The 24,838-nt window shown below is 62.6% G+C and carries 22 protein-coding genes and 2 pseudogenes; 7 read left to right on the top strand and 17 right to left on the bottom strand.

Annotation, left to right across the window (positions count from 1 at the left end):
* Positions 1 to 132: 132 nt before the first annotated feature.
* Both FJ949_RS22745 and glp read right to left on the bottom strand, forming a co-directional pair.
* Positions 133 to 384, bottom strand: a complete 252-nt coding sequence (locus tag FJ949_RS22745; protein WP_224618804.1) for a sulfurtransferase TusA family protein — start codon at positions 382 to 384, stop codon at positions 133 to 135.
* A gap of 76 nt (positions 385 to 460) precedes the next feature.
* Entirely contained in the window at positions 461 to 1,717 is a 1,257-nt protein-coding gene (gene glp / locus FJ949_RS22750; protein ID WP_140499352.1) for a gephyrin-like molybdotransferase Glp, read from the bottom strand.
* A gap of 150 nt (positions 1,718 to 1,867) precedes the next feature.
* Between glp and FJ949_RS22755 the strand changes: the two genes are divergently transcribed.
* Together FJ949_RS22755 and mobA are read left to right on the top strand one after the other, a co-directional pair.
* The gene (locus FJ949_RS22755) at positions 1,868 to 2,752 is read left to right on the top strand and encodes a formate dehydrogenase accessory sulfurtransferase FdhD (protein WP_140499459.1); all 885 of its coding nucleotides are present in this window, start codon (positions 1,868 to 1,870) and stop codon (positions 2,750 to 2,752) included.
* Entirely contained in the window at positions 2,742 to 3,383 is a 642-nt protein-coding gene (mobA, locus tag FJ949_RS22760) for a molybdenum cofactor guanylyltransferase MobA (RefSeq protein WP_181168609.1), read from the top strand. The genes FJ949_RS22755 and mobA overlap by 11 nt, the downstream gene beginning before the upstream one ends.
* Here the strand turns inward: mobA and FJ949_RS22765 are convergent.
* From FJ949_RS22765 to FJ949_RS22785, 5 genes are all read right to left on the bottom strand, one after another.
* Positions 3,367 to 5,316: a molybdopterin biosynthesis protein gene (locus tag FJ949_RS22765; RefSeq protein ID WP_140499354.1), complete on the bottom strand. Its 1,950-nt coding sequence runs from the start codon at positions 5,314 to 5,316 to the stop codon at positions 3,367 to 3,369. The two genes, mobA and FJ949_RS22765, sit on opposite strands and share 17 nt — an antisense overlap.
* Positions 5,317 to 5,330: 14 nt before the next feature.
* On the bottom strand, positions 5,331 to 6,458 hold the full coding sequence (locus FJ949_RS22770; protein WP_140499356.1) for a molybdopterin-binding protein: 1,128 nt from the start codon (positions 6,456 to 6,458) through the stop codon (positions 5,331 to 5,333).
* A 42-nt stretch (positions 6,459 to 6,500) separates the two neighbouring features.
* On the bottom strand, positions 6,501 to 7,286 hold the full coding sequence (locus FJ949_RS22775) for an extracellular solute-binding protein (protein WP_224519050.1): 786 nt from the start codon (positions 7,284 to 7,286) through the stop codon (positions 6,501 to 6,503).
* 62 nt (positions 7,287 to 7,348) lie between these two features.
* Positions 7,349 to 8,071: an ATP-binding cassette domain-containing protein gene (locus FJ949_RS22780; RefSeq protein WP_140499360.1), complete on the bottom strand. Its 723-nt coding sequence runs from the start codon at positions 8,069 to 8,071 to the stop codon at positions 7,349 to 7,351.
* A 2-nt stretch (positions 8,072 to 8,073) separates the two neighbouring features.
* The gene (locus FJ949_RS22785) at positions 8,074 to 8,766 is read right to left on the bottom strand and encodes an ABC transporter permease (RefSeq protein ID WP_140499362.1); all 693 of its coding nucleotides are present in this window, start codon (positions 8,764 to 8,766) and stop codon (positions 8,074 to 8,076) included.
* A 95-nt stretch (positions 8,767 to 8,861) separates the two neighbouring features.
* Between FJ949_RS22785 and FJ949_RS22790 the strand changes: the two genes are divergently transcribed.
* Complete coding sequence (locus tag FJ949_RS22790; protein ID WP_140499364.1) at positions 8,862 to 9,737, top strand: helix-turn-helix transcriptional regulator; 876 nt, start codon at positions 8,862 to 8,864, stop codon at positions 9,735 to 9,737.
* A gap of 27 nt (positions 9,738 to 9,764) precedes the next feature.
* Here the strand turns inward: FJ949_RS22790 and FJ949_RS22795 are convergent, their stop codons facing one another.
* The 6 genes and pseudogenes from FJ949_RS22795 to FJ949_RS22820 form a co-directional block, all read right to left on the bottom strand.
* Positions 9,765 to 9,971 (bottom strand): DUF6494 family protein, encoded by a 207-nt coding sequence (locus FJ949_RS22795; protein ID WP_140499366.1) that lies wholly within the window; start codon positions 9,969 to 9,971, stop codon positions 9,765 to 9,767.
* A 308-nt stretch (positions 9,972 to 10,279) separates the two neighbouring features.
* Positions 10,280 to 11,335, bottom strand: a complete 1,056-nt coding sequence (gene ugpC, locus FJ949_RS22800) for a sn-glycerol-3-phosphate ABC transporter ATP-binding protein UgpC (RefSeq protein ID WP_140499368.1) — start codon at positions 11,333 to 11,335, stop codon at positions 10,280 to 10,282.
* A gap of 25 nt (positions 11,336 to 11,360) precedes the next feature.
* Positions 11,361 to 12,115, bottom strand: a pseudogene (locus FJ949_RS22805) (ribonuclease activity regulator RraA).
* A 106-nt stretch (positions 12,116 to 12,221) separates the two neighbouring features.
* The gene (locus FJ949_RS22810) at positions 12,222 to 13,100 is read right to left on the bottom strand and encodes a carbohydrate ABC transporter permease (protein WP_140499370.1); all 879 of its coding nucleotides are present in this window, start codon (positions 13,098 to 13,100) and stop codon (positions 12,222 to 12,224) included.
* A complete protein-coding gene (locus FJ949_RS22815) occupies positions 13,097 to 14,020 on the bottom strand; it encodes a sugar ABC transporter permease (RefSeq protein ID WP_224646876.1) in 924 nt (307 codons plus the stop codon). Before FJ949_RS22815 ends, FJ949_RS22810 begins: the two co-directional genes overlap by 4 nt.
* Before the next feature lie 2 nt (positions 14,021 to 14,022).
* Positions 14,023 to 15,303, bottom strand: a complete 1,281-nt coding sequence (locus tag FJ949_RS22820; protein WP_181167675.1) for a sugar ABC transporter substrate-binding protein — start codon at positions 15,301 to 15,303, stop codon at positions 14,023 to 14,025.
* A 263-nt stretch (positions 15,304 to 15,566) separates the two neighbouring features.
* On the opposite strand from FJ949_RS22820, the gene FJ949_RS22825 reads away from it, so the two are divergent.
* The gene (locus tag FJ949_RS22825) at positions 15,567 to 16,262 is read left to right on the top strand and encodes an FCD domain-containing protein (RefSeq protein WP_246680024.1); all 696 of its coding nucleotides are present in this window, start codon (positions 15,567 to 15,569) and stop codon (positions 16,260 to 16,262) included.
* Between the two features lie 84 nt (positions 16,263 to 16,346).
* On the opposite strand, the gene FJ949_RS22830 is transcribed toward FJ949_RS22825, so the two are convergent.
* Positions 16,347 to 17,333 (bottom strand): aldo/keto reductase, encoded by a 987-nt coding sequence (locus FJ949_RS22830; protein ID WP_140499378.1) that lies wholly within the window; start codon positions 17,331 to 17,333, stop codon positions 16,347 to 16,349.
* Positions 17,334 to 17,622: 289 nt separating this feature from the next.
* On the opposite strand from FJ949_RS22830, the gene FJ949_RS22835 reads away from it, so the two are divergent.
* The 3 genes from FJ949_RS22835 to FJ949_RS22845 all read left to right on the top strand — a co-directional run bounded on the left by FJ949_RS22835 (position 17,623) and on the right by FJ949_RS22845 (position 22,030).
* A complete protein-coding gene (locus FJ949_RS22835) occupies positions 17,623 to 18,780 on the top strand; it encodes a mandelate racemase/muconate lactonizing enzyme family protein (protein ID WP_140499380.1) in 1,158 nt (385 codons plus the stop codon).
* Positions 18,781 to 18,840: 60 nt separating this feature from the next.
* Entirely contained in the window at positions 18,841 to 19,737 is an 897-nt protein-coding gene (locus tag FJ949_RS22840) for an NAD(P)-dependent oxidoreductase (protein ID WP_140499382.1), read from the top strand.
* A 670-nt stretch (positions 19,738 to 20,407) separates the two neighbouring features.
* Entirely contained in the window at positions 20,408 to 22,030 is a 1,623-nt protein-coding gene (locus tag FJ949_RS22845) for an alpha/beta-hydrolase family protein (protein WP_140499384.1), read from the top strand.
* An 8-nt stretch (positions 22,031 to 22,038) separates the two neighbouring features.
* Here the strand turns inward: FJ949_RS22845 and FJ949_RS22850 are convergent.
* The 3 genes and pseudogenes from FJ949_RS22850 to FJ949_RS30795 all read right to left on the bottom strand — a co-directional run.
* Positions 22,039 to 22,164: pseudogene (locus tag FJ949_RS22850) on the bottom strand (ionic transporter y4hA); the annotation flags it as partial.
* A gap of 259 nt (positions 22,165 to 22,423) precedes the next feature.
* Positions 22,424 to 23,899, bottom strand: coding sequence for a Do family serine endopeptidase (locus FJ949_RS22855; protein ID WP_140499386.1), 1,476 nt, complete (start codon positions 23,897 to 23,899; stop codon positions 22,424 to 22,426).
* 656 nt (positions 23,900 to 24,555) lie between these two features.
* Positions 24,556 to 24,810 carry a hypothetical protein gene (locus FJ949_RS30795; protein WP_224618816.1) on the bottom strand — a complete coding sequence of 85 codons (255 nt, stop codon included), beginning with the start codon at positions 24,808 to 24,810 and terminating at the stop codon, positions 24,556 to 24,558.
* Positions 24,811 to 24,838: the final 28 nt, after the last annotated feature.

Consider the following 24,838-nt stretch of genomic DNA (forward strand, 5'->3'; position numbering starts at 1 on the left):
TGAAACGCCCTTACCTCTTAACGATACCCCGCGGACCAGGATGTCGACTATGAGGCACGACATGTCCCCTGCACGACTAGCGCAAGCATTGCGTCGCAAATCTTGGGGCCGCCGCCGACGGGGTGCAACTCGTCACATCGTCGCGGGCTGCGTCTTTTCGATCATGAACACGACGCGATCGCCGTCGCGCTCCGTCGCTTCAAGTCGCTCGCCCATCTCGTTGAGCAGATTGGGGATATCGATGACCGCCAGCGGGTCCGTGCAGTGAACCTCGAGCCGCTCGCCTGGCCTCAAGGCTTTCAACGCCTTGCGGGTCTTGAGCGCGGGCAAAGGGCACTTAAGCCCGGTCAGATCCAGCTTCGTCGTGGTTATCATGGTCGGCATGATGCCCGACGGGACCTGGCCGCGTCAATCGAGCCTGGGTTGCGGCTCTCGTTTCGAGGACGCGATCCGACGGCGCTCACATAAGACTGGAATAGGGGAGGAACTGGACCGTGTGACCTGGCTCGACACGGACTATCTCCTCTCCCAACTCGACGAGACCGTCGGTCGCGACCAGGGATGATAACAGTCCTGCGCCTTCCCTGGGAAACTTCGTCGCTTCGTAGCATCCATCCGCGGCCGCGCGTACGCTTGCTCGCACATACTCGCGCCGTCCCTGCTTTTTGCTATAGGAAAAGGCGGCCCGCATAGCGATCGGGGTCGGCGGTTGCTGGAGGGCTCCCGCAAGGGCGAGGATTGCCGGGCGGGCAATATGCGCGAAGGTGACGAAGCTCGCCACCGGATTGCCAGGAAGTCCGATCAGCGGGGTTCCATCGATCACCCCCATGGCGACCGGCCGGCCCGGCTTGATCGCGACGCGCCAGAACACCAGGGTTCCGGCACTCTCGACGGCGGCCTTCACGCAATCTGCCTCGCCCGTCGACACACCGCCCGAAGTCAGGATCAGGTCATGGCTCAATGCCGCTTCGCTCAGCTTTTCAGCGATCAGACTACTATCGTCCACGAGGATACCGAGATCGGTGATGTCGCAGCAGAGTCGAGCGAGCATCGCCGTCAGCATGAAACGGTTGGAGTCGAAAAGCTGCGCCGGTCCGCGCATGTCTCCCGGCGCGACGATTTCGTCCCCGGTCGAGAACACTGCGACGCGTATCCTGCGCCTAACCTGGAGTTCCGTGAACCCCAATGCGGCGGCGAGCGCGATATCTTGCGGCCGCATCCGATGGCCCGCCGGGAGGACGGCCTCGCCCAATGCGACATCTTCACCCGCAGGGCGCACATTGGCACCCTTTTTCAGGCCGGGCGGGAGAAGGATCCTGCCGGAGCCGTCGATGCTCACGTCTTCCTGCATGAACACCGTGTCGACCCCGTCGGGCATTGGAGCGCCAGTGAAGATGCGTACCGTCTGGCCCGGCCGCACAGGTTCATTCGCCGCCATGCCGGCCTGAACCCTCCCGGCAACGGCGAATGCCGTCTCGACGGTCTGCGGCAGATCTGCCCCTCGCACGGCGTAGCCGTCGACCGCGGAATTCGTGAAGGGCGGCAGCGGCAGCGATGCCACCATCTTTTTTGCCAGGACGCGCCCATCCGCCAGCAAGAGCGGGACCGTCTCGACCTCCTGTACGGCGCTGAGTTTCGAGGCGATCAGCGCGGCAGTCTCGTCGATGGGCCGCATCTGTCCGCCGAAAGCGAAGCAGTCATCCGAGATTTGCGCCATTTATATTCCCACTCTACGAGCGTGTCGGCTTCTTCGTAATCGCATCAATCCGGCTTTTTTTAATCAGCTTCGGTTGAACAGCCTGTAAGATACGGCAAGCTAGCGCAGGCGCGAGCCAGAATACGACGTCAGGAGACTGCCATGCCTTTGATGCTACGCCAACCGGAACACGCTATCATCACACCCGATCCGCAAGACCAACGGCTGACGGAGCTGGTTGCGGGCGTCGACCATACAGGCGCGGCGGTAGAGGTCCGCGTACCGATCGAACGTGCCCTGACGCTCTATCTCAACGCTCAGGAGATCGTCACGATGATGACGGTCAACGACTATCCGGAATATCTTGCGCTCGGCTATCTGCTGAACCAGAACATGCTTCTGCCCACCGATGTGGTGACGGACGTCGAGTATGACGAGGACCTCCAGGTCGTGGTCGTTCGCACCGAGCGCAACACCGACTACGAGCAGAAGCTCAGAAAGCGAACGCAGACTTCGGGTTGCGCCCAAGGCACTGCCTTCGGCGACGTGCTGGAGGCGATCGAGGACATCACGCTCCCGCCCGCTGAGCTTCGCACCTCCTGGCTCTACGAGCTGACGCACAAAATCAACACCACGCCGTCGCTCTATCTGGAGGCAGGCGCGATCCATGGCTGCGTCCTTTGCAGGAAGGGCACGCCAATCTGCTATATGGAAGACGTCGGCCGCCATAACGCTGTCGACAAGATCGCCGGCTGGATGTACCGCCACGCCATCGATCCGGGGGACAAGATCATGTACACGACCGGGCGGCTGACCTCCGAGATGACGATCAAGACGGTTCGGATGGGCATTCCCATCCTGGTTTCGCGTTCCGGCTTCACCGCCTGGGGTGTGGCGCTGGCCCGCCAAGTGGGGCTGACGCTGGTCGGCCGGGCGCGCGGCAAGCGCTTCACCGCACTTTCGGGCCAGGAGCGGATCGTCTTCGACCAGGATATCGCTTCGGTCGATGAGGAAGCGCCGCGCCACCGCCGCAAGGGTGCCGAGCATGACGACTGAGCGGCCCATGACGCTGGGCGTCGTGCTCGCCGGCGGTCTGGGTCGGCGCATGGGCGGCGGGGACAAGCCGACGCGCGTGATCGGCGGACGCACGATGCTCGAGCATGTCATCGAACGGCTGGGACCTCAATGCGACGGGCTCGTGCTTAATGCCAATGGCGACCCCGTTCGCTTTGCCCGTTTTGGCCTGCCAGTCGTTGCCGACACGATCGAGGATTATCCTGGGCCGCTCGCCGGCATGCTCGCCGCGCTCGATTGGACGGCGGACAACAGGCCCGACGTCGAGTGGGTGGTCAGCGCCGCCGGTGATTGTCCTTTCCTGCCGCGCGACCTCGTTGCACGCCTCCAGCGGGCGCGCATGACCGAGGGGGCGGATTTGGCGGTGGCGGCGTCCGGCGGTCAGGCGCATCCGGTCATCGGGCTCTGGAAAGTCGCCCTGCGGGACGAATTGCGGCATGCGTTGACCAACGAGGGCCTGCGCAAGATCGACCGGTGGACCAGTCGCTACGGCCTTGCCACCGTATCCTGGCCGGTAGAGCCGGTGGACCCGTTCTTCAACGCCAACACAGTCGATGACCTCGCCGAAGCCGAGCGGCTGGCCGCGTTGCTTGCCGCTAACCCGGCCGGCTGAACCCCGCGCGCTCCAGCGCCGAATGCACCTCGTCGGCCTGGAGGACTTCGAGGAACGCGTGCACCGCGGGCCGATCCTTTCGCGCGCAAACCAGCGCGAAGTCGTAGTGCTCTTCGGTCAACGGGATAAGACCGAGCCCGGCCGCACGCGCGACCGGCGCGATGGTGACGCCCCAGTCGGCGCGCTTCTGCGCCACCGCCGCGGCCACGGCATTGTGTGTGCGCGGCTGGTTCCAGTAGCCGTCCGGGCGTTCCGCGCCGAGGAGTTGGTCGATCAGGATACGCGTTCCCGAGCCTTGGTTGCGGTTGACCATCATGCAATCGGGATCGGCGAGCGCGGCACGGACCGCGTCCTCCGCGCCAAGGCCCTCGAAGCGCTCGTCCCCTCGGCGGAACACCAAACCTTGCATGCGGCGCCAGCCTGGCACGAGTTCGAGACCGTCACCGAGGAAGGGCGCGTTGTAGTTCCGCGTCTTCGGGTCGAAGAGATGGATGGGAGCGAGATCGCACTCGCCGCGCTTGGCCGCCGCAAGACCGCCCAGGCTTCCCACAGAAAGCGAGCGCACCGAAATCCCGCGACGCGAAAGTTCGTCAACGACCAGATCGAGGCCGACGCAATGACTGCCGATGACGACGAGGTCAGGAACGCGGACCCGCGGCGTGAACAGCGTCACCGCTACGTCGGCACCGGCAGGCACGTGATCGGCCAGGGCCTCGATGCGCATGAAGCCATCCGCCTGCGTAAAGGATGTTATCGCTCCCGAGCCCTTACCAGTCGGATAGGCCGTCAATCCTCCCTGCCCTTGCACAAGGGAGACCATCGCGAATTCGGTCCGTCCGAGTTCTGAAGGAACCCGCAACGGAAGGCTTGCGGTGACCTGAGCATCGACGCGCGGCGGCAGCCCCGCCATGCGCCGCAGGGCGGGTACCACCATGTCATGGAAGGTGAACATGGCCGAGGTCGGAAATCCCGGCAGGACGATGACCGGCTTGCCCCCGCACACCGCCAGGCAAAGCGGCTTTCCGGGCTTCAGCGCCACGCCGTGGGCGATGATGCCGGGTTTGCCCAGTCGGCCGATAATGCGATGCGTGATATCCCCTGCTCCTTTGGACGTGCCGCCCGACAGGATCATTACGTCGTGGGCGGCGAGCGCCTCGCGCATAGCCGTCTCAAGTGTTGCCTCGTCGTCCGGGAAGGCGCCGATAAAATGCGCTTCGCCGCCATTTTCAGTGACAGCCGCAGCGATGATCGGCCCGTTGGCGTCATAGATGCCGGCCGCCCGCAGCGGCTCGCCTGGCTGAACGAGTTCATCGCCAGTGGAGAGCACAGCCACGCTTGGCCTGCGCGCCACGGCCACTTGTGCGATTCCGCACGCGGCGAGCATGCCGATTTCGCGCGAGCCGATTTGCGTTCCGGTGCGCAGCACGACCTCTCCTCGCGCCATGTCGGATCCTGCATTGGAGACAAACTGGCCGGGCGAGATGCCGCGCCCCACCTCGATGGCACTCAATCCCACCGGATGCGTATGCTCCACCATGATGATGGCGTCCGCGCCACGCGGCAGCGGCCCGCCGGTTGCGATGGGCGTGGCGGTTCCGGTCAGAACGGGGAGTTGCGGAACCGTGCCGCAGGCAATCGCTTCCGCATTCAGCTCAAGCCGAACGGGACGGGTTTCAGAGGCGGCAGCCAGATCGGCCGCACGTACCGCGAAGCCATCGACATTGGAGCGGTCGAAGGGCGGCACGTCGACCGGCGCCGCCACGTCCTCGGCAAGAACCAGCCCGAGCGCGTCGGCCAGCGTCCGCGTCTCGGTCGGCAACGGGCGGGGAAACAGCGCTGCCTCGAAGCGAGCCAGCGCAGCTTCGCGCGACAATATCGTCAGGAACTGCTCCTGCCCGCTGTTCTGCCGGGCCGATGATGGAGAATTCGTCATAGCGGCTCACTCGATCAAAAGTTGCGGAGCGGAAAGGCGGAGACGGGCGTACCGGCGGCATACCCTTCGCTATCGCCCGGGACCGCAAGCCAGGCGTCGGCAAGCCGCATGGCGTCCAGCGAAAAGTCGCCGACGGCGAGCGGCGTCCACATATCCCGTTCCTTCCCGAGCAGAACGAGCTCGTAAAGTCCGACCGCGGATGAGATTTTCCGCGAGAGCGGCAAGATGATGCCTGACCGTTCAGATCTGCCCGACAGGCGGTCCAGGACTGGCTGGACAAGCGCAAGGAACCCAGCGAAGGCTTGGTGCGGCGATCCGGCCAATGCGACCACCGGTGTCTTGCCGAGCCGGCCTATTGCCGTTGTCCCTCCGGGCCGTAAGGCAATGCCGTGCCCAATCAACACCCCGCGCCGCACAAGAGCCTCGGCGGTCACGTCGGCGTGGCCGTCACCAGTACCGCCGATCAGGAGCAGAAAATCGCAGGCCTCGCCATCAAGAGCGGCAATGATCGATGCCGCGTCGCGCTCTACGGTCTCTATACCGACGATCGAAACGCCCGAGGCACTCAGGCTCTCGACCACGAGCCGCATGGAGAATGTCTCGTGGCTGTCGGCAGCGACATCGATCACGCGCACGCGCGGGCTCCGTATGGCAAGCTGGCTCAGTCCCACTTTGCGGGCAACCAGCAGGTCGGCGACGCCGATCGCCTTTCCCTCAAGCATTGGCGGGCGGGCCGCCGCCATATCCTCGCCCGCCCGGCGCACACCCTGACCGGGCACGGCTTCAGCTGCTGCTTGGATCATCGGTCCACTGCAATCGACGAGGCCGGCCTGCAGCACACAGTCGCGATCTTCAGGCATGGCCTCACCCGTCTCGACCCAGATCGGCGCGACCGGCAAAACTAAGGGCGAATAGGCTGATGCCCCCACGAGGTCGAGGGCGCGACACGCCCAGCCGTCAATGGCAGCGATATCTCGCGCAGGCTGAGCCGGCACGACAGGCGGCATCCCGGCAGCGACATAGCGCAAGGCTTGTTCAAGCGGCACCCAGCGGGGGGTGACGGGCATTACACCATCGAGCAGCGCGTCGAGCGCCGCTTCCAGGGGAGTCAGCGGGCCCGTCGAAGAAAACGTTCTCGTCATGGCGCGATATTGAAGCAGACGCGAGCCTGTTTGCAACCAGCTTCAGGAACGCCCGCGCTGCGCATTCGGGAAGAAGAGCTGCTGGCCGTCGATCTTGTACTCTCCGATCGCCTTCTGGCCTTCCGGAGAAATCAGCCAATCGATGAAGCGCTGGCCGGCCTCCACTTTGACGCTTGGATGCTTGTGAGGATTCACCAGCATCACGCCATACTGATTGAACAGCCGCTTGTCACCCTCGACGGCGATGTCCAACTCGCCACGATTCTTGAACGACAGCCAGGTGCCACGATCGGAAAGCGTATAGGCGTTCATGGCTGCCGCGGCGTTGAGCGCCGCCCCCATGCCCTGCCCGATCTCCTTGTACCACGGGCCCCTGGCCGCCTCGATGTCGATGCCGGCCGTCTTCCACAGACCCAATTCGGCCGAATGGGTGCCGGACCTGTCACCACGCGACACGAAGGCCGCCTTCTTGGCTTTGATGGCGATCAGCGCGGCTGCGATGTCCTTGGTCCCGCTGACGCCCGCCGGGTCGCTCTTGGGGCCAACGAGGACGAAGTCGTTGTACATCACGTCGAAGCGCTTCACCCCGAAGCCTTCCTCGATGAACTTCTCCTCCTGCGCCTTGGCATGGACGAAGACCACGTCGGCATCGCCGCGCCGACCGGTGTCGAGCGCCTGACCGGTGCCCTGAGCGACAATCTTCACGCCGATGCCGGTTTTCTTCTCGAACAGCGGCAGGATGTGATCGAACAGGCCGGAATCCTGGGTCGAGGTCGTCGACGCCACGACGATCGACTGGTCCTGGGCAGGCGCGCCGCCTGCTAGCATCAGAAGCACCACAAGCGCAGAGAATATTCGGCGGGTCAGCATCTCAATCTCGGTCCAGTTGATCAAAGCACGAGCTCGCCGCGCACGAAGGCAGCGGCTTGCGGGGTCGCGGGGCGGTCAAGGAAGTCGTCGGCGTCGGCATGCTCGCAAACGCGCCCTCGGAGCAGAAAGACGACGTCTCCCGCGATCCTGCGTACCTGGCCGAGGTGGTGCGACGCCATGATGATCTTCGTGCCCGATTGGGCAGCCGTGATGATGATCTGCTCGACAAAACGCGTCGCCGCCGGATCGAGGCTGGCTGTCGGCTCGTCGAGCAGCAGGATTTCCGGCTGGCGCGACAGGGCGCGGGCGAGGGCCAGCCGCTGCTGCTCGCCACCGGAGAGATGCCGTGCCGGACGTGCAGCGAGATCGAGAAGACCGACGCGCTCGAGCAGTTCCTCCACGCGCGGGGCCCGGAGCCGGCGCGGACAGCCCGCTTGAGCCAGTGCATAGGCGACATTCGCGGCCGCCGAGCGACGCAGCATCACCGGCTTCTGGAACAGGATTGCACGCCGTGTCGGCGGGGAAAGCGTTCGTCCCCCCCAAGTCAGGGTTCCAGCAGAAGGTGCAACAAGCCCCATGCAGAGCCGCAGCAGGGAGGTTTTGCCCGACCCGTTCGGGCCGACGACCAGAGTCGGGGCGCGCGGCCCGATCGTCAGGTTCACCCGGTCCAGGATGGTCGTCGCACCGGCGACCAGCGACACGTCATCGAAGACAAGTGGAAGATCGCTCTGAGCAGCCCGCATCCCTAGCCAGCCCGTTGCTCGGACCAAACTCGCACGCCCCAGGCGGCGGCGTTGATCAGCAAGATGAGGAAAATCAGCATCAGGCCGAGCCCCATGGCGAGCGGCAGGTTTCCCTTCGAGGTCTCAAGTGCGATTGCCGTCGTCATGGTGCGGGTGAAGCCATCTATGTTGCCGCCGACGATCATCACGGTGCCGACCTCGGCCGCCGCCCTGCCGAAGCCCGCGAGCAGAGCCGTGACGAGGCTGAAGCGGCCGTCCCACAAAAGCGTGGCGACCAGGCCCGCCGGCCCGACCTGCATCGCAGTCAGTTCCTCACGATACTCGCGCCACAGATCCTCGACCGTCTGGCGAGTCAGCGCGGCAATGATGGGCAGCACCAGTAGCGCCTGCGCGATGACCATCGCGGCGGGTGTGAACAAGAGGCCGAATTCACCCAGCGGCCCGGATCGCGATAGCAGCAGATAGACCGTCAGCCCGACCACCACCGGCGGCAGGCCCATGAAACCGTTCAGCAGCACGACGATCGCCGAACGACCGGGAAAACGTGCCAGCGCGATAATTGCGCCCAGCGGCAGGCCTGCGACCATGGCGATCGCGACAGCCGAAAGGCTCACGGCGAGCGACAGGCGCACGATGGCAAACAGCGTGGCGTCGCCGCTCGCGATCAGTTGCCATGTGCCCAGCCCTTCCGACATTGCTCCTCGCAGTCCTGTCCCGTGTCAATGTCCTGCAACTCCTCCGTCACTGTCAAATTCTTGAACCTGCACAGGAATATGCATATCAATGCAGGATGGATTTGCTGACGACGTCCGAAGCCGCCGACTATCTGCGCATTGGCGAGCGCAAGCTTTATGAGCTAATCGCGGAGGAGCGTATCCCGTGCAGCAAGGTGGCGGGCAAGTGGCTGTTTCCGCGGCATGAACTCGACCGTTGGGTCATGTCGGGGTTGGTCCGGCCTGCAGGAATGACCCAATCCGAGCCGCCGCCGATCGTCGGTGGCAGCCAGGACGACCTGCTCGAATGGGCTCTCCGCCAATCAGGTTCCGGCCTGGCCTTTCTGACGGAAGGCACGGAAGCCGGCGTGACACGCCTGCTGCGCGGCGAGGTGTCTGTCGCCGCGATTCATTTCCACAGCCCCGACCCGGACCCGAATGTCACCGCGATTGCGACCAGACCGCGGCTTTACGATGCGGTGCTGGTCGGATTCGCCCGCCGCGAGCAAGGCCTGCTGCTCGCGCCAGGCAATCCAAAATCGCTCAACAACCTGACCGACGTACTTGCGACCGGCGCACGCATCGCGGTTCGTCAACGCGGCGCAGGCGCGGACATGCTGCTCACGCAATTGCTGGCGGACTCCGGCGCGAAACAGGACGACGTCAACCGATTGGAGCCGCCCTGCCTGACCGGACCCGATCTCGCGGCTGCCGTGCGCATTGGTAGGGCCGATTGCGGAATTGCCACGCGCGCGGCCGCCCGCGCCGCTGGCCTCGATTTCGTTCCATTGGCCTGGGAAAGCTTCGATCTCCTGATGCGGCAGCGGACCTACTTCCAGCAACCGATCCAGGCGCTCCTGCGTTTGCTAAGGCAGGAAATCTTCGCCAGCAGCGCCGCCGAGCTTGGCGGATACGATCCATCGCCCGCCGGGCAGATCCGGTTCTTCAAGTAGCAGCCGACCCCGATCAAGCCGCAGCTCTCATCCAAGATCGATCTCGCCCTCGACGACATGGCGCAAGCCTGCCGGCTCCGAGGTGATGACGGCCCTCACGGTCAGTCGGCCCTGTCCTTTCAGGCCCTTCTCCGCCACGGCTTTCTCGATTGCCTGCTGCGAAGTCACGCCGACCTGCTTCAGGAACTTGCGCATCGAGACGTTGAAGGGATCGGTTTCCATATTCTGGGTCATATGATTGCCTCGAACGGTGTGGACGATATGGCCGGTCCGGCAAGCTTGGTGCCCGCAACGGCGGCGCTGCGCTAACGGAGCACGGAATGGCCCGGGGTGCAACGAGGACGACGCCCGCACTATGTCTGACGCGGTCCGTTCCTCTGTGGCCTAACAACGCGTGGTGCCGAGATCCCTGGTCATGCCGGAGCGCCGCGGGCGATTGCCGTGACGGCCGATGGGTAAACGGCGATCACCGGTGTTTCGCAGCAAGTGGCAACTGATGAAGGGCATGATGGGATGGGCTGTTTTTCGCCCGTCAGCGCGCGCTAAGCAATCCTGGTGCCACTACGAGCATCGAACAGATGCACCTTGGATACCATGATCTCCAACCCAACCTCTTGATCAAGTTTGAAGGGCGGCTGATCCCGCACCTCGGCCACGAGGTCCACTCCACCTGCACTTAATGTAAGCTCCTGGGCCTCACCGGTCGGCTCGACCACTTGCACCCTCGCCTGAGAGTGGTTGCCACCAACCGAAATGTGCTGCGGACGAATCCCGTAGACTACCCCATCCCTGTCGCCCATCCGAGCATCCGCCGGCAAGGGTAAGCGCAAGCCGTCATCGGCGACGAATGCGCCGTTGTCGATGCGGCCCTCGATCAGGTTCATTTCCGGCGAGCCGATGAAGCTTGCGACGAACAGATTGGCTGGGTTCTCGTAGAGCTCGGAGGGGCTGCCGATCTGTTCGATCCGGCCTTTGTTCAACACCACGATGCGGTCGGCGAGCGTCATCGCCTCGGTCTGGTCATGCGTGACATAGATGCTTGTTCGGCCGAGCCGTTGGTGAAGCTTCTTGATTTCGGCGCGCATCTTGACACGCAACTTGGCATCGAGGTTGCTGAGCGGCTCATCAAACAGGAAAGCGGCTGGATCGCGCACGATGGCGCGGCCCATGGCGACACGTTGGCGCTGGCCGCCGGACAACTGCCGCGGCATGCGGCCAAGCAGATCCTGCAGGCCAAGGATTTTGGCGGCCGCCTTGACCCTCGAGACAATCTCTTCCCTAGGGACCTTCGCCAGTCGAAGCGCGAAGCTCATATTGTCGGCCACGCTCATATGCGGATAGAGCGCGTAGCTCTGGAAGACCATGGCTATGTCGCGCGACTTGGCCGGCATCTCGTCGACGACACGCCCGCCGATGCGGATCTCGCCGGTCGTCTGCTCTTCCAGCCCGGCGATCATGCGTAGCAGCGTTGACTTGCCGCAGCCTGACGGACCGACCAGCACCACGAACTCGCCGCTGGCGATCTCGATATTGACATCGCGCAAAACTTCCACGGCGCCGAAGCTCTTGCCGAGCTGTTCTATCTCAATTGCAGACACCTATTGTCCTCCCGTCCGGCACCACTCATTTTTGTTGAGCATGCCGCCATGCTCGGTATTCGGCCTCGCCCTCGGGGCTCAACGGATAGTATTTCCGCAGGTCTCCCCCTTGCGCCAGGCGCGAGCGCGAAAACTCTTCCCACTCAATATGCGCGCCGGCGAGCTCGACCAATTTTGGAGCAAGGGCGACCGGCACGACGACCACGCCGTCATCGTCGGCGACGATGATATCGCCAGGGATGACCAGCACGTTCGAGCAGGCGATGGGAACGTTGACGGCGAACGGCACGATGTTGGTTTGGCGTGGAAATTCGGCGTGACGTCCCTCACCCAGATGCCGATGTCCAAAGCCGCCGCCTGGGCGGAATCGCGGATGCAGCCGTCGACAACCACGCCGGCCCCGCCGCGCCCGGCGAAATAGGTCAGCATCATCTCGCCGAAGATGCCGCTTCCCAGATCGCCGCGCGCATCGACCACCACCATGTCGCCCGGCTGCGTGGGATAGAGCACGTGACGGTGTAACTGCCGCTCCGGCTCCTCATATTCGGTCTCGTTGTAGAGATCCTCGCGCTTCGGCATGCACTGGAGCGTGAGAGCAGGCCCCGCCGCCGTGCGGCCCAGCCTCAATGGACGCGGGCCCCGTATCTGCGGGTCGCGAATGCCCATCTTGTGGTAGAGTTCGCTGGCCAGCGTCGCCGAGCCGATCGCCGCAAGCGCATCGACCAATTGTCTCGGCGGCCGCGAAATGTCCGATATCGCCGGTATCTGATCAGCTGCCATTCCGTATCCTCCGATTGCGCGGCGAGGTCCCTGACCCCACCGATCGTCACTCAGTTGCGTATCCCGTCGTCGAAGCCGTCGAGCGTTCTGGGTGCATGTCCGCCATTCAGCCGCGGACGGCACCGGTGGTGAGACCCTTGACCAGCAGCCCCTGGGCAAACCAGACAAACACCAGGGTCGGGATGACCATCAGGACGCCGGCTGCCGACATCGCGCCCCAGTCGATGCCGAATTGCGAGACGAAGTTGGTGAGCCCGACCGGCAGAGTCTGCGCGGCCTTGCTGGAGGTCAGGGTCAGGGCAAGCAGCAGGTCGTTCCAGGTGAAGAGGAAGGTGATGACCGCGCTGGCGCCAATACCAGGAGCAATCAGCGGCGTCACGATCTGGACCAGCGTGCGCACCGTGCCGGCGCCGTCCGACTGGGCAGCCTCCTCGATCTCTTTCGGCACGTCCTGGATGAAGCCCAGAAGCAGCCAGATGGCGACAGGCAGTTTGGCCGCCGTATGGCTCAGGATCAGCGCCCAGATGGTGTCGAGAATGCCCATGGCGGCAAACACGGCAAAGAGCGGAATGGCAAGCGCTATGACCGGGATCATGCGCATGATCAAAAGCATCCCGAAAATCAGCATGGCGCCCGGCATCCTGAAACGCGACAAGGCATAGGCGCAAGGAATGGCCAGCAGATGGACGAGGATGACCGTCGCCGCCGAGACGATGACGGTGTTCCAGACATAGTCCATCGTGTCGTACTCCGCGAAAACGGAGACGTATTGTGTTAGCGTCGCGGTCTCGGGAATGATGTGCACCGGCACCGAGAAGATGTCGGCCGAACTGCGGATCGACGTTAGGAACAGCCATACCAGCGGAAAGACGGTGAACGCGACGGTCAGGGCCAGCGCCATATACTGGCCGGCGGTTCCCACCGTAAATCGACGGCGCCGGCGCTTTGGCCTGGGACGTGCGCTAACGATTGCGGCTTCGCTCATATCGCTCTCCGTTTCGCAATCAGCCACGGTATTCCGTAGAGGAGCCCGAGCACGAACAGCGACATCCCCAAAGCAATGTAGGAGACGGCCGCCGCATGTCCGAAATCCACCGCCTGAAACGCCAGCAGGTAGGAATAGACGGTGAGCAGGTTGGTGGCGCCGCCCGGCCCGCCCTGCGTCATCAGCCAGACGACGTCGAAGGTCCGGAACGTGTCGATGATGCGAAGCATCAGGGCGATCATGATGATCGGACGCATCAGCGGCAGCACGATATGCCAGAAGCGCTGCCATGGCGTCGCGCCGTCCACGGTGGCCGCCTCGAGCGGTTCCTGCGGCAAGGACTGCAGGCCGGCAAGGAACAGTAGCACCATCAACGGCGTGTTCTGCCAGACATCGGCGACGATCACGGAGACGAGCGCCCAGGTCGGATGGTTGAGCCATGGAATGTCGGGCAGGTTGAACATGCGCAACAGCGCGTCGACCAGGCCGTACTGGGTGTTGAACAGCCACCGGAAATTCAGGCCCACCACTGCGGGCGCGATCATCGGAGGCACCAGGAGCAAGGTGCGCGCGAGCCGCATGCCGCGCAATTTGCCATTGACGAGCACGGCGATCGCCATTCCAGCCACCACTTCAATCGTGATCGAAATGATGCTGAATATGGTCTGATTTCGCAGTGCCTGGTTGAACTGGCGGCCGAAGAGTTCGTCGGTGTAATTTGCCATCCCGATGAAGGGCGCCGAACCGCTCAGATCCCAGCGGAAGAAACTCATGGTGAAAGAGTATCCGAGCGGATAGAGCAGGATAGCCAGCATGACGAGGAGCGCCGGGCTGGCCAGAAGGTATCCTCTCTGCCAGGTGTAGGGCAGCGGGGAACGTCGCCGACGCCCCGACACCGTATGCTGCGCGACGGACGGCATCGTCAATCGTAAGCTCCGGCCCGACGCATGATCTCCTCGGCCTCCGTCGCCGCCTGGTTGAGCGAGTCCGCGGGAGAGACCTGGTCGGTCAAGGCCTGTTCGATGGCCGAAAACATCAGCGTGCAGACTTTCGAGAAGCCGGCTAGCTTCGGCCATTCCTTGCCGTTGGCTATCGTCGTCTCGAGCTGCTGCAGCCACACGGCCTGAGGCCCCTTTGCCGCTGATATCACTTCCTTGGCGATCGCCTGGCTGCTGGGGAAGTTGGTGAATTGATCGAACTGCAACCGCTGCGCCTCCGGACCGACCGTATACTTGATGAATTCGACGGCGGCGTCCTTGCGTCCGGATTGTCCGTTGAGCGCCATGGCATGCGAAATGGCGCATGAAATCGCGGCCTTGTCCTTGACATAGGGCGCAGTCGACCACTTGCCGACGACACGTGAGGTCTCCGGATTCGATAGGGTCGCGAAGGCGCCCGGCCAATCGAAATTCGCATAGACCGTGCCGGACGAGAATTCGGTTGAATTCTCGTTCCACTGATAGCCGACCGCATCGGGTGGCACGATTTTGTGCTTCTGGATGAGATCGCGATAGAAGGTCAGGGCCTTGATGCCGGCTTCGGAATTGAAGGCCGGCTTGTTGGCCTGGTCCACCCAATCGCCGCCGGCTTGCCAGAGCAGATCGCTGAAGGTGCGTTGTGCTGGATCGCCCTGCCCCGGCACGACCAGCCCATAATGGCCATTGCCGGTCAGTTTCAGCCCGACGTCGACGAGCTCCTCCCAGGTCTCAGCCGGCTTCAGGCCTTTTTCCTGATAGATGTCGCTGCGGTAGTACTGGACGCGCGAATCCATGTTGCGCGGAATGGCCGCCAGATTTCCAGTCTTGGGATCGCGCAGATACTTGACAGCGACCGGGTAGAATTCCGCGAGTTCGCTGTCGCTGAAATAGCTGTTCAGCGGCGCAAAATGGTTGAAGTAGGAATCGATCTGCGCCGTATGGGTGCTATAGACGTCGTATTGGCTCGATCGCGCTGCGCTCAACGTGACCACCTTCGCGGTCAGCGGGGTGAATTCCAGCAAGTCGTAGCGAACCTTGATACCGGTCTTGGCGGTGAAATCCTGAACGATCTTTTCCCAGTATTTGGGATAGAGCGGGCCGCCGGTGATCAGCAGTGCGGTGATCTCGTTCGCGTCTGCCCTGGCGATCCATGGCGCGGCTAGCGAGCCGGCCGTCACTGCCGCGCTCGCGGCCAGGAATTTGCGTCTCGATAGGTTTGCGGACATCATAATCTCCTCCTTGGTTTGATTGGTCGGCCCATCCAAGGGTCGGCCGATAACTTCAACCTTTCCGGCAAATCCGCGGCGGCTTGCTCCTCCCGCAGCGAGACTGCCTGGACTACGTCCCGAACGACGCTTGCGAGCCCGCCGGGTACCGTTCGATCCTCCCTTCCCGCAGGCCGAGTTATAGGCTACTGAGCACCATGAGATAAGTTGACTGCATATCTAGCTATCAGCCTATAAGCTTATCAGACAAGTGGATGTTAATGATGGATGCCATGGAGGTCAAGCTTCAAACTTTGCCCAAGCAGGTGGCCGGCGTGCTCGCGCGCCGCATCGCCAGCAGCGGCGTCGCCGGCGGCCAGGGACCGTCGGAGCAGCAGATCCTTCAGGAGTTCGGGGTTTCGCGCGCGGTGGCACGGGAAGCGCTCAAGATCCTGGCGTCTCTCGACATGATCGAGATCGCGCAGGGACGACGCGTGGTGCTGCGTCCCGCAGACGAATGGGACTATCTCAGTCCATTGCTTATCGACTGGCTGCCGCCCGAGCAGACCCGCGAGATCTTGGCGGAAGCACACGCAACGCGGATAATCATCGAACCGGCCATCACCGCCATCGCGGCCAAGCATATGACCAAAGAGAACCTCGAGCGTCTTGGCACTCTGCTGGCAGCGATGTCGGCCAGCGAAGACAATGCGGACGCCTATCTGAAACTCGACCTGGATTTCCACATGGAGATTTGCCGGGCAGCCAAGAATAGGATCCTCGACCGCTTCATGTACTCCTCCCGGTGGTGGCAGATGGCAAGCAGGCGCATCAGCAACCAGGTGCCTCATGCCCTGCCCTCGGCGACTGAGATGCACAGAGCGATCTACGAGGCGCTCGTGGCGCGTGATGCAAAACGGGCGGGAGAGGCGATGCGCCGGCACCTGAAGATCACCACGGCCGTTGGCCTGCCCCCATAAGAAATCGCCAGCCGATGCTCCCGAGCGGCGCAGCCAGCAATCGGGCTGGCCGCGCCGCTGCGCGCCGGGAGGACGCGGCCGATATCAGGCGCTTTTTGCTTGCTGTTCCTGGCGCTGGCGCGCGCGAAAACCGAACATGTCGCCCTTGTCTTTGATTTCCGCCCATACCGGTCCGGTAATCTTGTCGATGGCAGCGATGTCCGCGTCGGAAATCGCCCAGCCTGTGCTCTCAGCATTTTCCTCGAGTTCCTTGACCGTGCGCGCGCCGACCAGCGGCGAACTCACGCCCGGCCTGTTGGTAAGCCACTGGATCGCAAGCTGCGGAACCGTCTTGCCGTAGCGCGCCGCAATCGGCTTCAGGGCGTCGACGGCGTCAACCGCGCGCTCGTAGGTGCCCGGCTGGAACAGAACGGTGGTGCGGCGCTCATCGCCTTCGACGAATTTGGTGTCCGGCGACAACAGCCCTGTAAGCAAACCCTGGGCGAGACCGCTATAGGGCATCACGCCGATATTATGCTTGCGGCAATAGGGCAGCGTCTCAGCCTCAACCTCGCGCCACAGCATGTTGTAGGGTGGCTGGAGCACGTCGACGACGCCATGCTGACGGGCGCTGTCCATGTCGGCGGTGCTGAAATTCGAGACGCCGACTGCCTTGATACGCCCGGACGACCGCAGCCGCTCCATCATCTCCATGGTCGGGCCGATCGGAAAATCCGAGTTCGGCCAGTGGACAAAATAGACATCGACATAGTCCGTCTGCATCCGCTTCAGCGAACCGTCGAGCGCCGCCTCAATCGCGGCGGGTTCGAGGTGATTGGGCGCAACCTTGGTCGCGATAACAGCCTTGTCGCGACGGCCAGCCAGTGCCTTTCCGACGATCTCCTCGGCATGGCCATGTCCATAGGCTTCGGCCGTGTCGATCAGCGTTATGCCAAGCTCCGCGGCGCGTCGGATCACCCGGATCGATTCCTCGTCGTCGGCCGCGCCCCAAAAGGCGCCGGACATACCCCAAGTGCCTAGACCGATCTCCGATACCCTGACCGGCGACGATCCCAACTGTCGCTGTTGCATCCTGTTCCTCCTGATTGGCAGGCAGGGCTATCACCCTGCTAAAGTCAAATTTATACGCTTATATACTCGTCTAACAAGTAGGTTCTGGCATATTTATGGCGCTTGGTGCGGAGCCACGAATTTTCCAAGTGATTCAATGATACCTGCCGTTGCAAGGTGTATTCGCGCAAAATCGTTCAAAGGGGGTTTACGTCCCATCTTCTCATCTTGTATGCTTATTGGACAAGTTGATGTAAACTGACCATATGCATTTGAAGGCGCCGCGCGCCATCACGGGGAGGAGGTTTCGATGAAGATCACGGACATCAGGACAGCGGTCGTCGCCTATCACGGCAAGGCGACCCTGATCCGCATCGATACGGACGCCGGCATCTCCGGTTATGGCGAGGCAAATCCCGATGCAGGCGCCGCCGCAATCGTCGGGCTGATTTCGGAACTGAAGTCGGAACTGATCGGCCAGGATCCGCGCAATGTCGAATATTGCTGGGACAAGATTCGCCGTGACCATGTGTTTTCCGGTGCGCAAGCCGGCGTCTTTCTCATCGCGCTGACCGGACTGGAGATGGCGCTGTGGGACGTGGCGGCGAAAGCCGCCGGGCAGCCGCTTTATCGCATGTTCGGCGGCAAGTTCCGCGACCGGATAAGACTCTATGCAGATTGCGGCGACGGCGATGAGGAATCGGGATCGCCGCAGGGATGCGCGGCACGCGCGCGCCGCATGGTGGCGGAAGGCTTCACGGCGCTGAAATTCGACATCGACAATCTGCGCCATCCGGCGAAGTTCGACGCGGTGAACCATACCATCAATGGCGCCGAACTGCGCTTCATGGTCGAGCGTGTTGCAGCGGTGCGCGACGCGATAGGCCCGGACATCGATCTCTGCATCGACCTGCACGCGCGCTACGACGTGCTCAGCGCCAGCCGCATAGCGGCCGAGATGGAACGCTTCAACCTTCTCTGGCTGGAAGAGCCGATCCCGGCGGAAAATGTCGAGGCCCTGAAGCAGATCCGCATGCGGACCAAGACGCCGATCTGCGTCGGCGAAAATCTCTACCTGCGCTGGGGCTTCCGCGAATTGTTCCAGAACTATGGCGCCGACGTCATCATGCCCGACGTGCCGAAATGCGGCGGTCTTGCGGAAAGCCGCAAGATCGCGAATCTCGCCGAGATGTACTACGTGCCGTTCGCGCCGCACCTGGTGTCGACACCGCTGGGCACGATGGCGACATGCCATGTCTGCGCCAGCGTTCCGAACTTCCTCGTGCTGGAGTGGCACGCGCTTGAAGAGCGGGAGGCGTGGGACAGTTATGTGCGCCTTCCTGACGGCGCGAAGTCGATCGTCGAAGACGGCCACATCGTGGTGCCTGACGTGCCCGGCATCGGCGTCGAGCTCGACATGGAAGGCGTCCGTAAGCGCGCCGTGCCAGGCTTCGGCATCTTTGAATAGCTGACGACCGGGCCGGGCGGATTGAACTGCTCGATCAAACAAATCCGTTGTGAGGAAGCCATGGGCAAGCGGATCATCTTCACCGGCGGCAGCGGCAAGATCGGCCGTCACGTCATACCCTACCTGCTCGAGCGCGGGCATCAGGTTCTGAATCTCGACCTGACGCCGCTCGATGTGCAGGGCGTCGACACCGTCATCACCAATCTTGCGGACGCTGGCGAGACCTACAATGCACTGACGCTGCATTTCGGGTTCAACGAATACTTCGGCGGAAGGAGCCGCGGCCCGGTCGACGCAGTGGTCCATTTCGCGGCGATCCCGCGGATATTCCTGCGACCGGATAACGCCATGTTCGCCGCCAATGTGCAGTCGACCTACAATGTGATCGAAGCCGCCACCAAGCTTGGCATCCGCAAGATCGTCACTGCTTCCAGCGAAACGGTGTACGGTGTGTGCTTTGCCGAAGGCGACCGCGATTTCACATCGTTTCCGGTGGACGAGGACTATGACGTCGATCCGACCGACAGCTATGGTCTCTCCAAAGTGCTGGGGGAGAAGATTGGGCGCTCTTTCGCCTCCCGTACTGGAGCCGACGTCTATGCCCTGCGGATCGGCGGAGTCGTCGAACCGCGGGACTATGGCCGCTTCCCGGAATTCCTGGCCGACGCCTCGAAACGGCGGCGCGACGGCTGGACCTACATGGACGTGCGCGATCTCGGCCAGATCGTCGATCTGTGCATCGAGAAGGACGGCTTGGGGTTCCAGATATTCAACGCAGTCAACGACAACATCGTGGCCGAGATGCCGACGGCGGAATTTCTCAGCAAGCACGCACCCAACATACCAGTCACACGCGCCCTGGATGTATTCGAGGGACCGATCTCAAATCGGAAGCTGCGCGACATCCTTGGGTTCCGGCAAGAGTATGACTGGCGCACACAGCCTGCGGATACTTGACTGGTGGCGGAGAAGGCAGCGGTAGATGGGGATGTTCCTGAGGCCAAGGTTGGCGCAGAGACCAGATTTTCCTGAACTCAAGCAGCGCGCTGGGTAAACGTAACACTCGGTTCACGAATATTGCCGGCGCTGCGGTGCCACATGGCTTCAGGGCCTTTGGCCGGGCTAGTCCAACGTCTGCTTCCTAGCTCACGCAGTTTGGAGCTAAACGGCGGGTTGGAGGCGCAAAGCTGCCATCCGCAGACGATGCGATCGGCGAGTGTCTAGACCATCGCCTCGAATCGCCTTGGCGAACCGCTTCGTAGCCTAATGGCGGATAACGACAATGGTCGGCCCGGAGGATCGACGTCTTCTACTGGAAGTCAACACGTTAGCGGACGGTTCGGCAACCCGTTTCCTTCATATTCTCTGGTATGGTCTGGCGAACCTAAGGAACCGGGGGAGCACTAGTTTTTACTACGCGTAGTATCTCTGTCTTGTCCCGCAAAGGGGTCGATGCATGTTGACCCAGGGCATGAGCCCGACTGGTTAGGAGGCCAATAGCGGACGCGCGACTCCGAAGATATAAAAACCATAGGCCAACGTTATCCTGCGGTCCAACTCGAGGCGTAACACCCAAGTGATAACTACTCGTTTCCTTAGTATCTGGCGATCGCTCTCCGGTGTCGGCATGGCCCTCGGCATGCTGTTCTTCGCGGCCGCCCTGACGCCGACGCTCGTTCCCCGCACCGACCTGACGCAAGGCGTACTGGCGGGCGCGTGCTTCGCCATCGGCTACAGCCTTGGCGTCGCCTTGCGGTGGCTGTGGAAATATCTCGAGATTCCGGAACTGCCGCCACGGCCGCGTTTGCTGTCCAAGGCGATCATCCTGGTCCCGTGCCTCGGCCTTGCCGTTGTGGCACTGTGGCGATCCGGCGCGTGGCAGAACTCCATCCGCGCGGTGATGGGCATGCCGGCTGTCGATGGCGCTCATCCCCTCAATGTCTGCGCCCTGGCCATTTGCACCTTCATCGTCGTGCTCGCGCTGGCGCGCCTTGTCGCTTGGCTGGTGCGCGCCATCGCCGGGGCACTGAGACGCTACATACCCCGGCGCCTGGCGAATGTCGCCGGCGCCGCTGTCGCCGTGCTGCTCATCTGGTTGCTGGTGAGCGACGTTGCGATCCGCGCGATCTTCGGCGCGCTCGATTCCTCGTTCGCCAAGTTCGACGCACTCATGGAACCGGAGCGCCAGCAGCCGAGCGAACCCTCCAGGACCGGAAGCCCCGCCTCGCTGGTCAGGTGGGACGAGCTCGGCCGCGCCGGCCGCGAGTTCATCGCGGACGGTCCCGCCGCCGCCGAGATAGGGACCTTCACCGGCCGGCCGGCGCAACAGCCGGTCCGGGTCTATGTCGGGCTGGGAGCGGCGGACAGTGCGCAGGCCCGCGCGAAACTCGCGCTGGAGGAGCTGAAGCGGGCGGGCGGCTTCAGCAAATCCACGCTTGTGGTCATCACGCCGACCGGGACCGGATGGATCGATCCGGCCTCGATGGATGCGCTCGAATATCTGTGCCGCGGCGATGTCGCCAGCGTCGCCGCGCAATATTCCTATCTGAGCAGTCCGCTGTCGCTGCTGGCGCAGCCGGAATACGGCGCCGAGACGGCCCGGGCGCTGTTCCTCGAAATCTACGGCTACTGGACCACCCTGCCGAAGCAGTGGCGGCCGAGGCTTTACCTGCACGGGCTCAGCCTTGGCGCCATGAACTCCGAAAGATCGGCCGGGCTGTTCGAGATATTCAGCGATCCGATCAGCGGCGCACTCTGGAGCGGCCCGCCCTTCGAAAGCCGCATCTGGCGCTCGGTGAGCGATACGCGCAACAACGGCTCGCCGCAGTGGCTGCCGATCTTCCGCAATAGCAGCCTGGTCCGGTTCATGAACCAAAGCGGCCCGGCGGTGGCGCCCGACACGCCCTGGGGCCCGCTGAGGATCGTCTACCTGCAATATGCCAGCGACCCGATCGTATTCTTCGATTATCGCGACGCCTACCGGCAGCCGGATTGGATGAAGGCGCCGCGCGGGCCGGACGTCTCGCCGCAACTGAGCTGGTACCCGGTGGTGACCATGCTGCAGCTCGGTCTCGATATGGCCGTGGCGACAACCACGCCGATCGGCTACGGCCATGTCTACGCGCCGCAGGACTATGTGGAAGCCTGGAGTGCGGTGTTGGGCGTGAAGGACTGGTCGCGACAGGACCTCGCCGCCCTCAAAACCCATCTTGCCAGCAAGGTTGCAGCACAGGCCGACAGAGGCGGCTAGCTGGGGCTTCAGGGCACGGCCGAAATCAGCAGGAACATGGCGAATATGCCGAGATGGACCACTCCCTGGAGTCTCGTCGTGCGGCCCGTGCCGAGCGTGGGCGTGCTGACGAACATGGTGAGCAGAAGAAACACCGCGAGCCCCGACATCCGTTCAGGCTCATGATGCAGTCGATTTGCCACTGACGTAAATGGCGGAAAACGGCAGCGGGCGTAGGGAGCCCGCTGCCGCCAGGAGCGAGGCACGACGACGGACTGACGTGCTCGGCTCCTTGTTCCCGCAGCGGCTTGGCGGCAGACATCGCCGCGGGAAATTGCTGGATGTTCGCGGCTATCGCGGCGGCAGCATTTGGGGCGGGCGCCCTGAAACCAACAGGCTCCAGGCCGCCTTCTGTCAGGCCTTGCCCACGGGCAGCGCGACGAACCGGCTCGAGTCGTCGCGGGTGATCTGCATCAGTACGGCCTTGCGGCCAGCCTTGGCTGCATCGGCCATGGCCTTGGAGACGTCATCAGTGGTGTTCACCTTGGTCGAACTGACGGCGGTGATGACATCGCCCGGCTGGATGCCACGATCGGCCGCATCGCTATTGGGATCCACATCGGTGACGACCAGTCCTTTGCCATCGTCTGACTTGGCGATGGTCAGGCCAAGATCGGCCAATGCGTCGGCCTTGGCAGGCGCGACCTGCTTGCCGTCATCGCCGGAGGCCTGTTTGTCGCTGGACGGCAGTGTGCCGAGATCGACCTTGATCGTCCGGCTTTTGCCATTACGCAATACGGTAAGATCGACCGACTTGCCCGGCGCATAGGCGCCGATCGTGCGGGCGAGGTCTTTGGGCGAATCGACATCCTTGCCGTCGACCTGGGTGATGACGTCACCGGCGGCAATGCCTGCCTTGTTGCTGGGACCAGCGTCCTGGGCGTTCGAGACCAGTGTGCCCTTGTCGGATTTCAGACCAAGGGATTCAGCAATTTCAGCGGTGACCGGCTGGATCTGGACGCCGAGCCAACCGCGTTTGATGGAGCCTTCCTTCATCAGGTCTTTCACGACCAGCTTGGCGGTCGAGGCCGGGATGTCGAAGCCAATGCCGACACTGCCGCCCGACGGCGAGAAGATGGCTGTGTTGATACCGATCACCTGGCCATTGAGATTGAAAGTCGGGCCCCCCGAATTACCATGATTGACCGGAGCATCGATCTGGATGAAGTCGTCATAGGGGCCGGCGCCGATATCGCGGCCCCGAGCGGACACGATGCCGGAAGTGACGGTGCCGCCGAGGCCGAACGGGTTGCCGACTGCCACCACCCAATCACCGATGCGGATCTTGGAGTCGTCGGCGAAGTCGACATAGGTGAACTCGCCGCCGCCATCGACCTTCAGCACAGCCAGGTCCGTCCGCGGATCGGTGCCGACCAGCTTGGCGTCGAGTTCCTTACCGTCACTGGTGACGATGGTGAAGGACGAGCCTTCCGAGACGACGTGATTGTTGGTGACGAGATATCCGTCCTCCGAGATGAAGAAGCCTGAACCCTGTGCCACCGGGCGCGGCTTGCCGTCACCATGTTTGAAGCCGCCCTGCTGCCGGTTGTCGGGCAGGTTCTCGAAACCATCCTGATCGTCGGAACCGTCGTCGGCGACCGGCTGGACCGTGGACTTGACCTTGACGCTGACGACCGCCGGCGAAACCTGCTCGACGACATCGGCGAAGCTCGGCATCTGCGGCGCCTGGACATGCACCGCGTCGGCCAGCACGGGGGCAGTGCCGGAAACAACAGCTCCGACGCCTACAGCGCCTACAGCGCTCAGCGACACTACAGCCGCCGCCAGGCGCCGACGAGTTCCGGAATGCGAATTGGGGACAATATTCATGGGGTTTCATCCTTTTGAGTGGGATGCACTGAGCATCCTTGGCCAGGATGGTTAGAAGAACCTACATTACGGCATCATTGCCATATCATGAAAGTTTTGTCATTTTCATTCCATAGTATTTATAAAGACGATATGTATAGTTATTTTCACTAATATTGCAAATTTGTAACTTGCACGTTCGATTATTATTCAATTCTGTGACATCGAATTCGGTGGATTTGCGATGTCACGACAATCTAAATCGACACTAGAAAAAGTGAATGTGCCTTCCGATTTATTCGGAGTTTACGCGACATTGGGCCGGGGCTTGCCGGGCGGCGATTTCAGATCGAATTTCATCGCGAGTTCTCTATGTGTTGATTGCATGGCAGGCCATTTGAAGGTAGCGCGCATGGCATTGGGCGCGCCTTTGTCGCCGGGACGCCAAGAGGCCGCTCCGGGCGGTGATTTTCCGCAGGGTGAGAGCCTCCCCAGGAGGTGATTATCGTCCAAGCGAGGCGTCGAGAGGGTCTGTCGCTAGCTCGCTAAAGACCGGCGCACCGCTACCATACCACTGGCCCTCCGTCCCGCATCGCCACCGGCATTCGAGCAACACTAGTGGCGCCTGTCGCGACGGGCGTCATTGGCGGAAAGACATGCTGTTCGACTAGCCTCATTCATACCGCAAGCAAGAAATAAACGCTCGATCCACGTTTGGGATTCACCGCATATTCCAAGAAAACCAGGTACTGCCTTAAATTACTTGGCTTTGATGCCATCCGCAGCAGCAGGTCGCACGGCGGGATGAAGTCCACGGAGAAGCATATGAGGCGCATCATCGTCGCTGCGATCATCGCAAGCATGGCAGCCCCCACCTGGGCAATGCCCGTCGGAGCGCTAAGGCCGTCGGTTTCCGATACGGTCACGAACATCGACCTAAGGAGGCCTTCCCGCCATCGA

It is taken from the genome of Mesorhizobium sp. B2-4-1, from assembly GCF_006442185.1.
Taxonomy (GTDB): domain Bacteria; phylum Pseudomonadota; class Alphaproteobacteria; order Rhizobiales; family Rhizobiaceae; genus Mesorhizobium.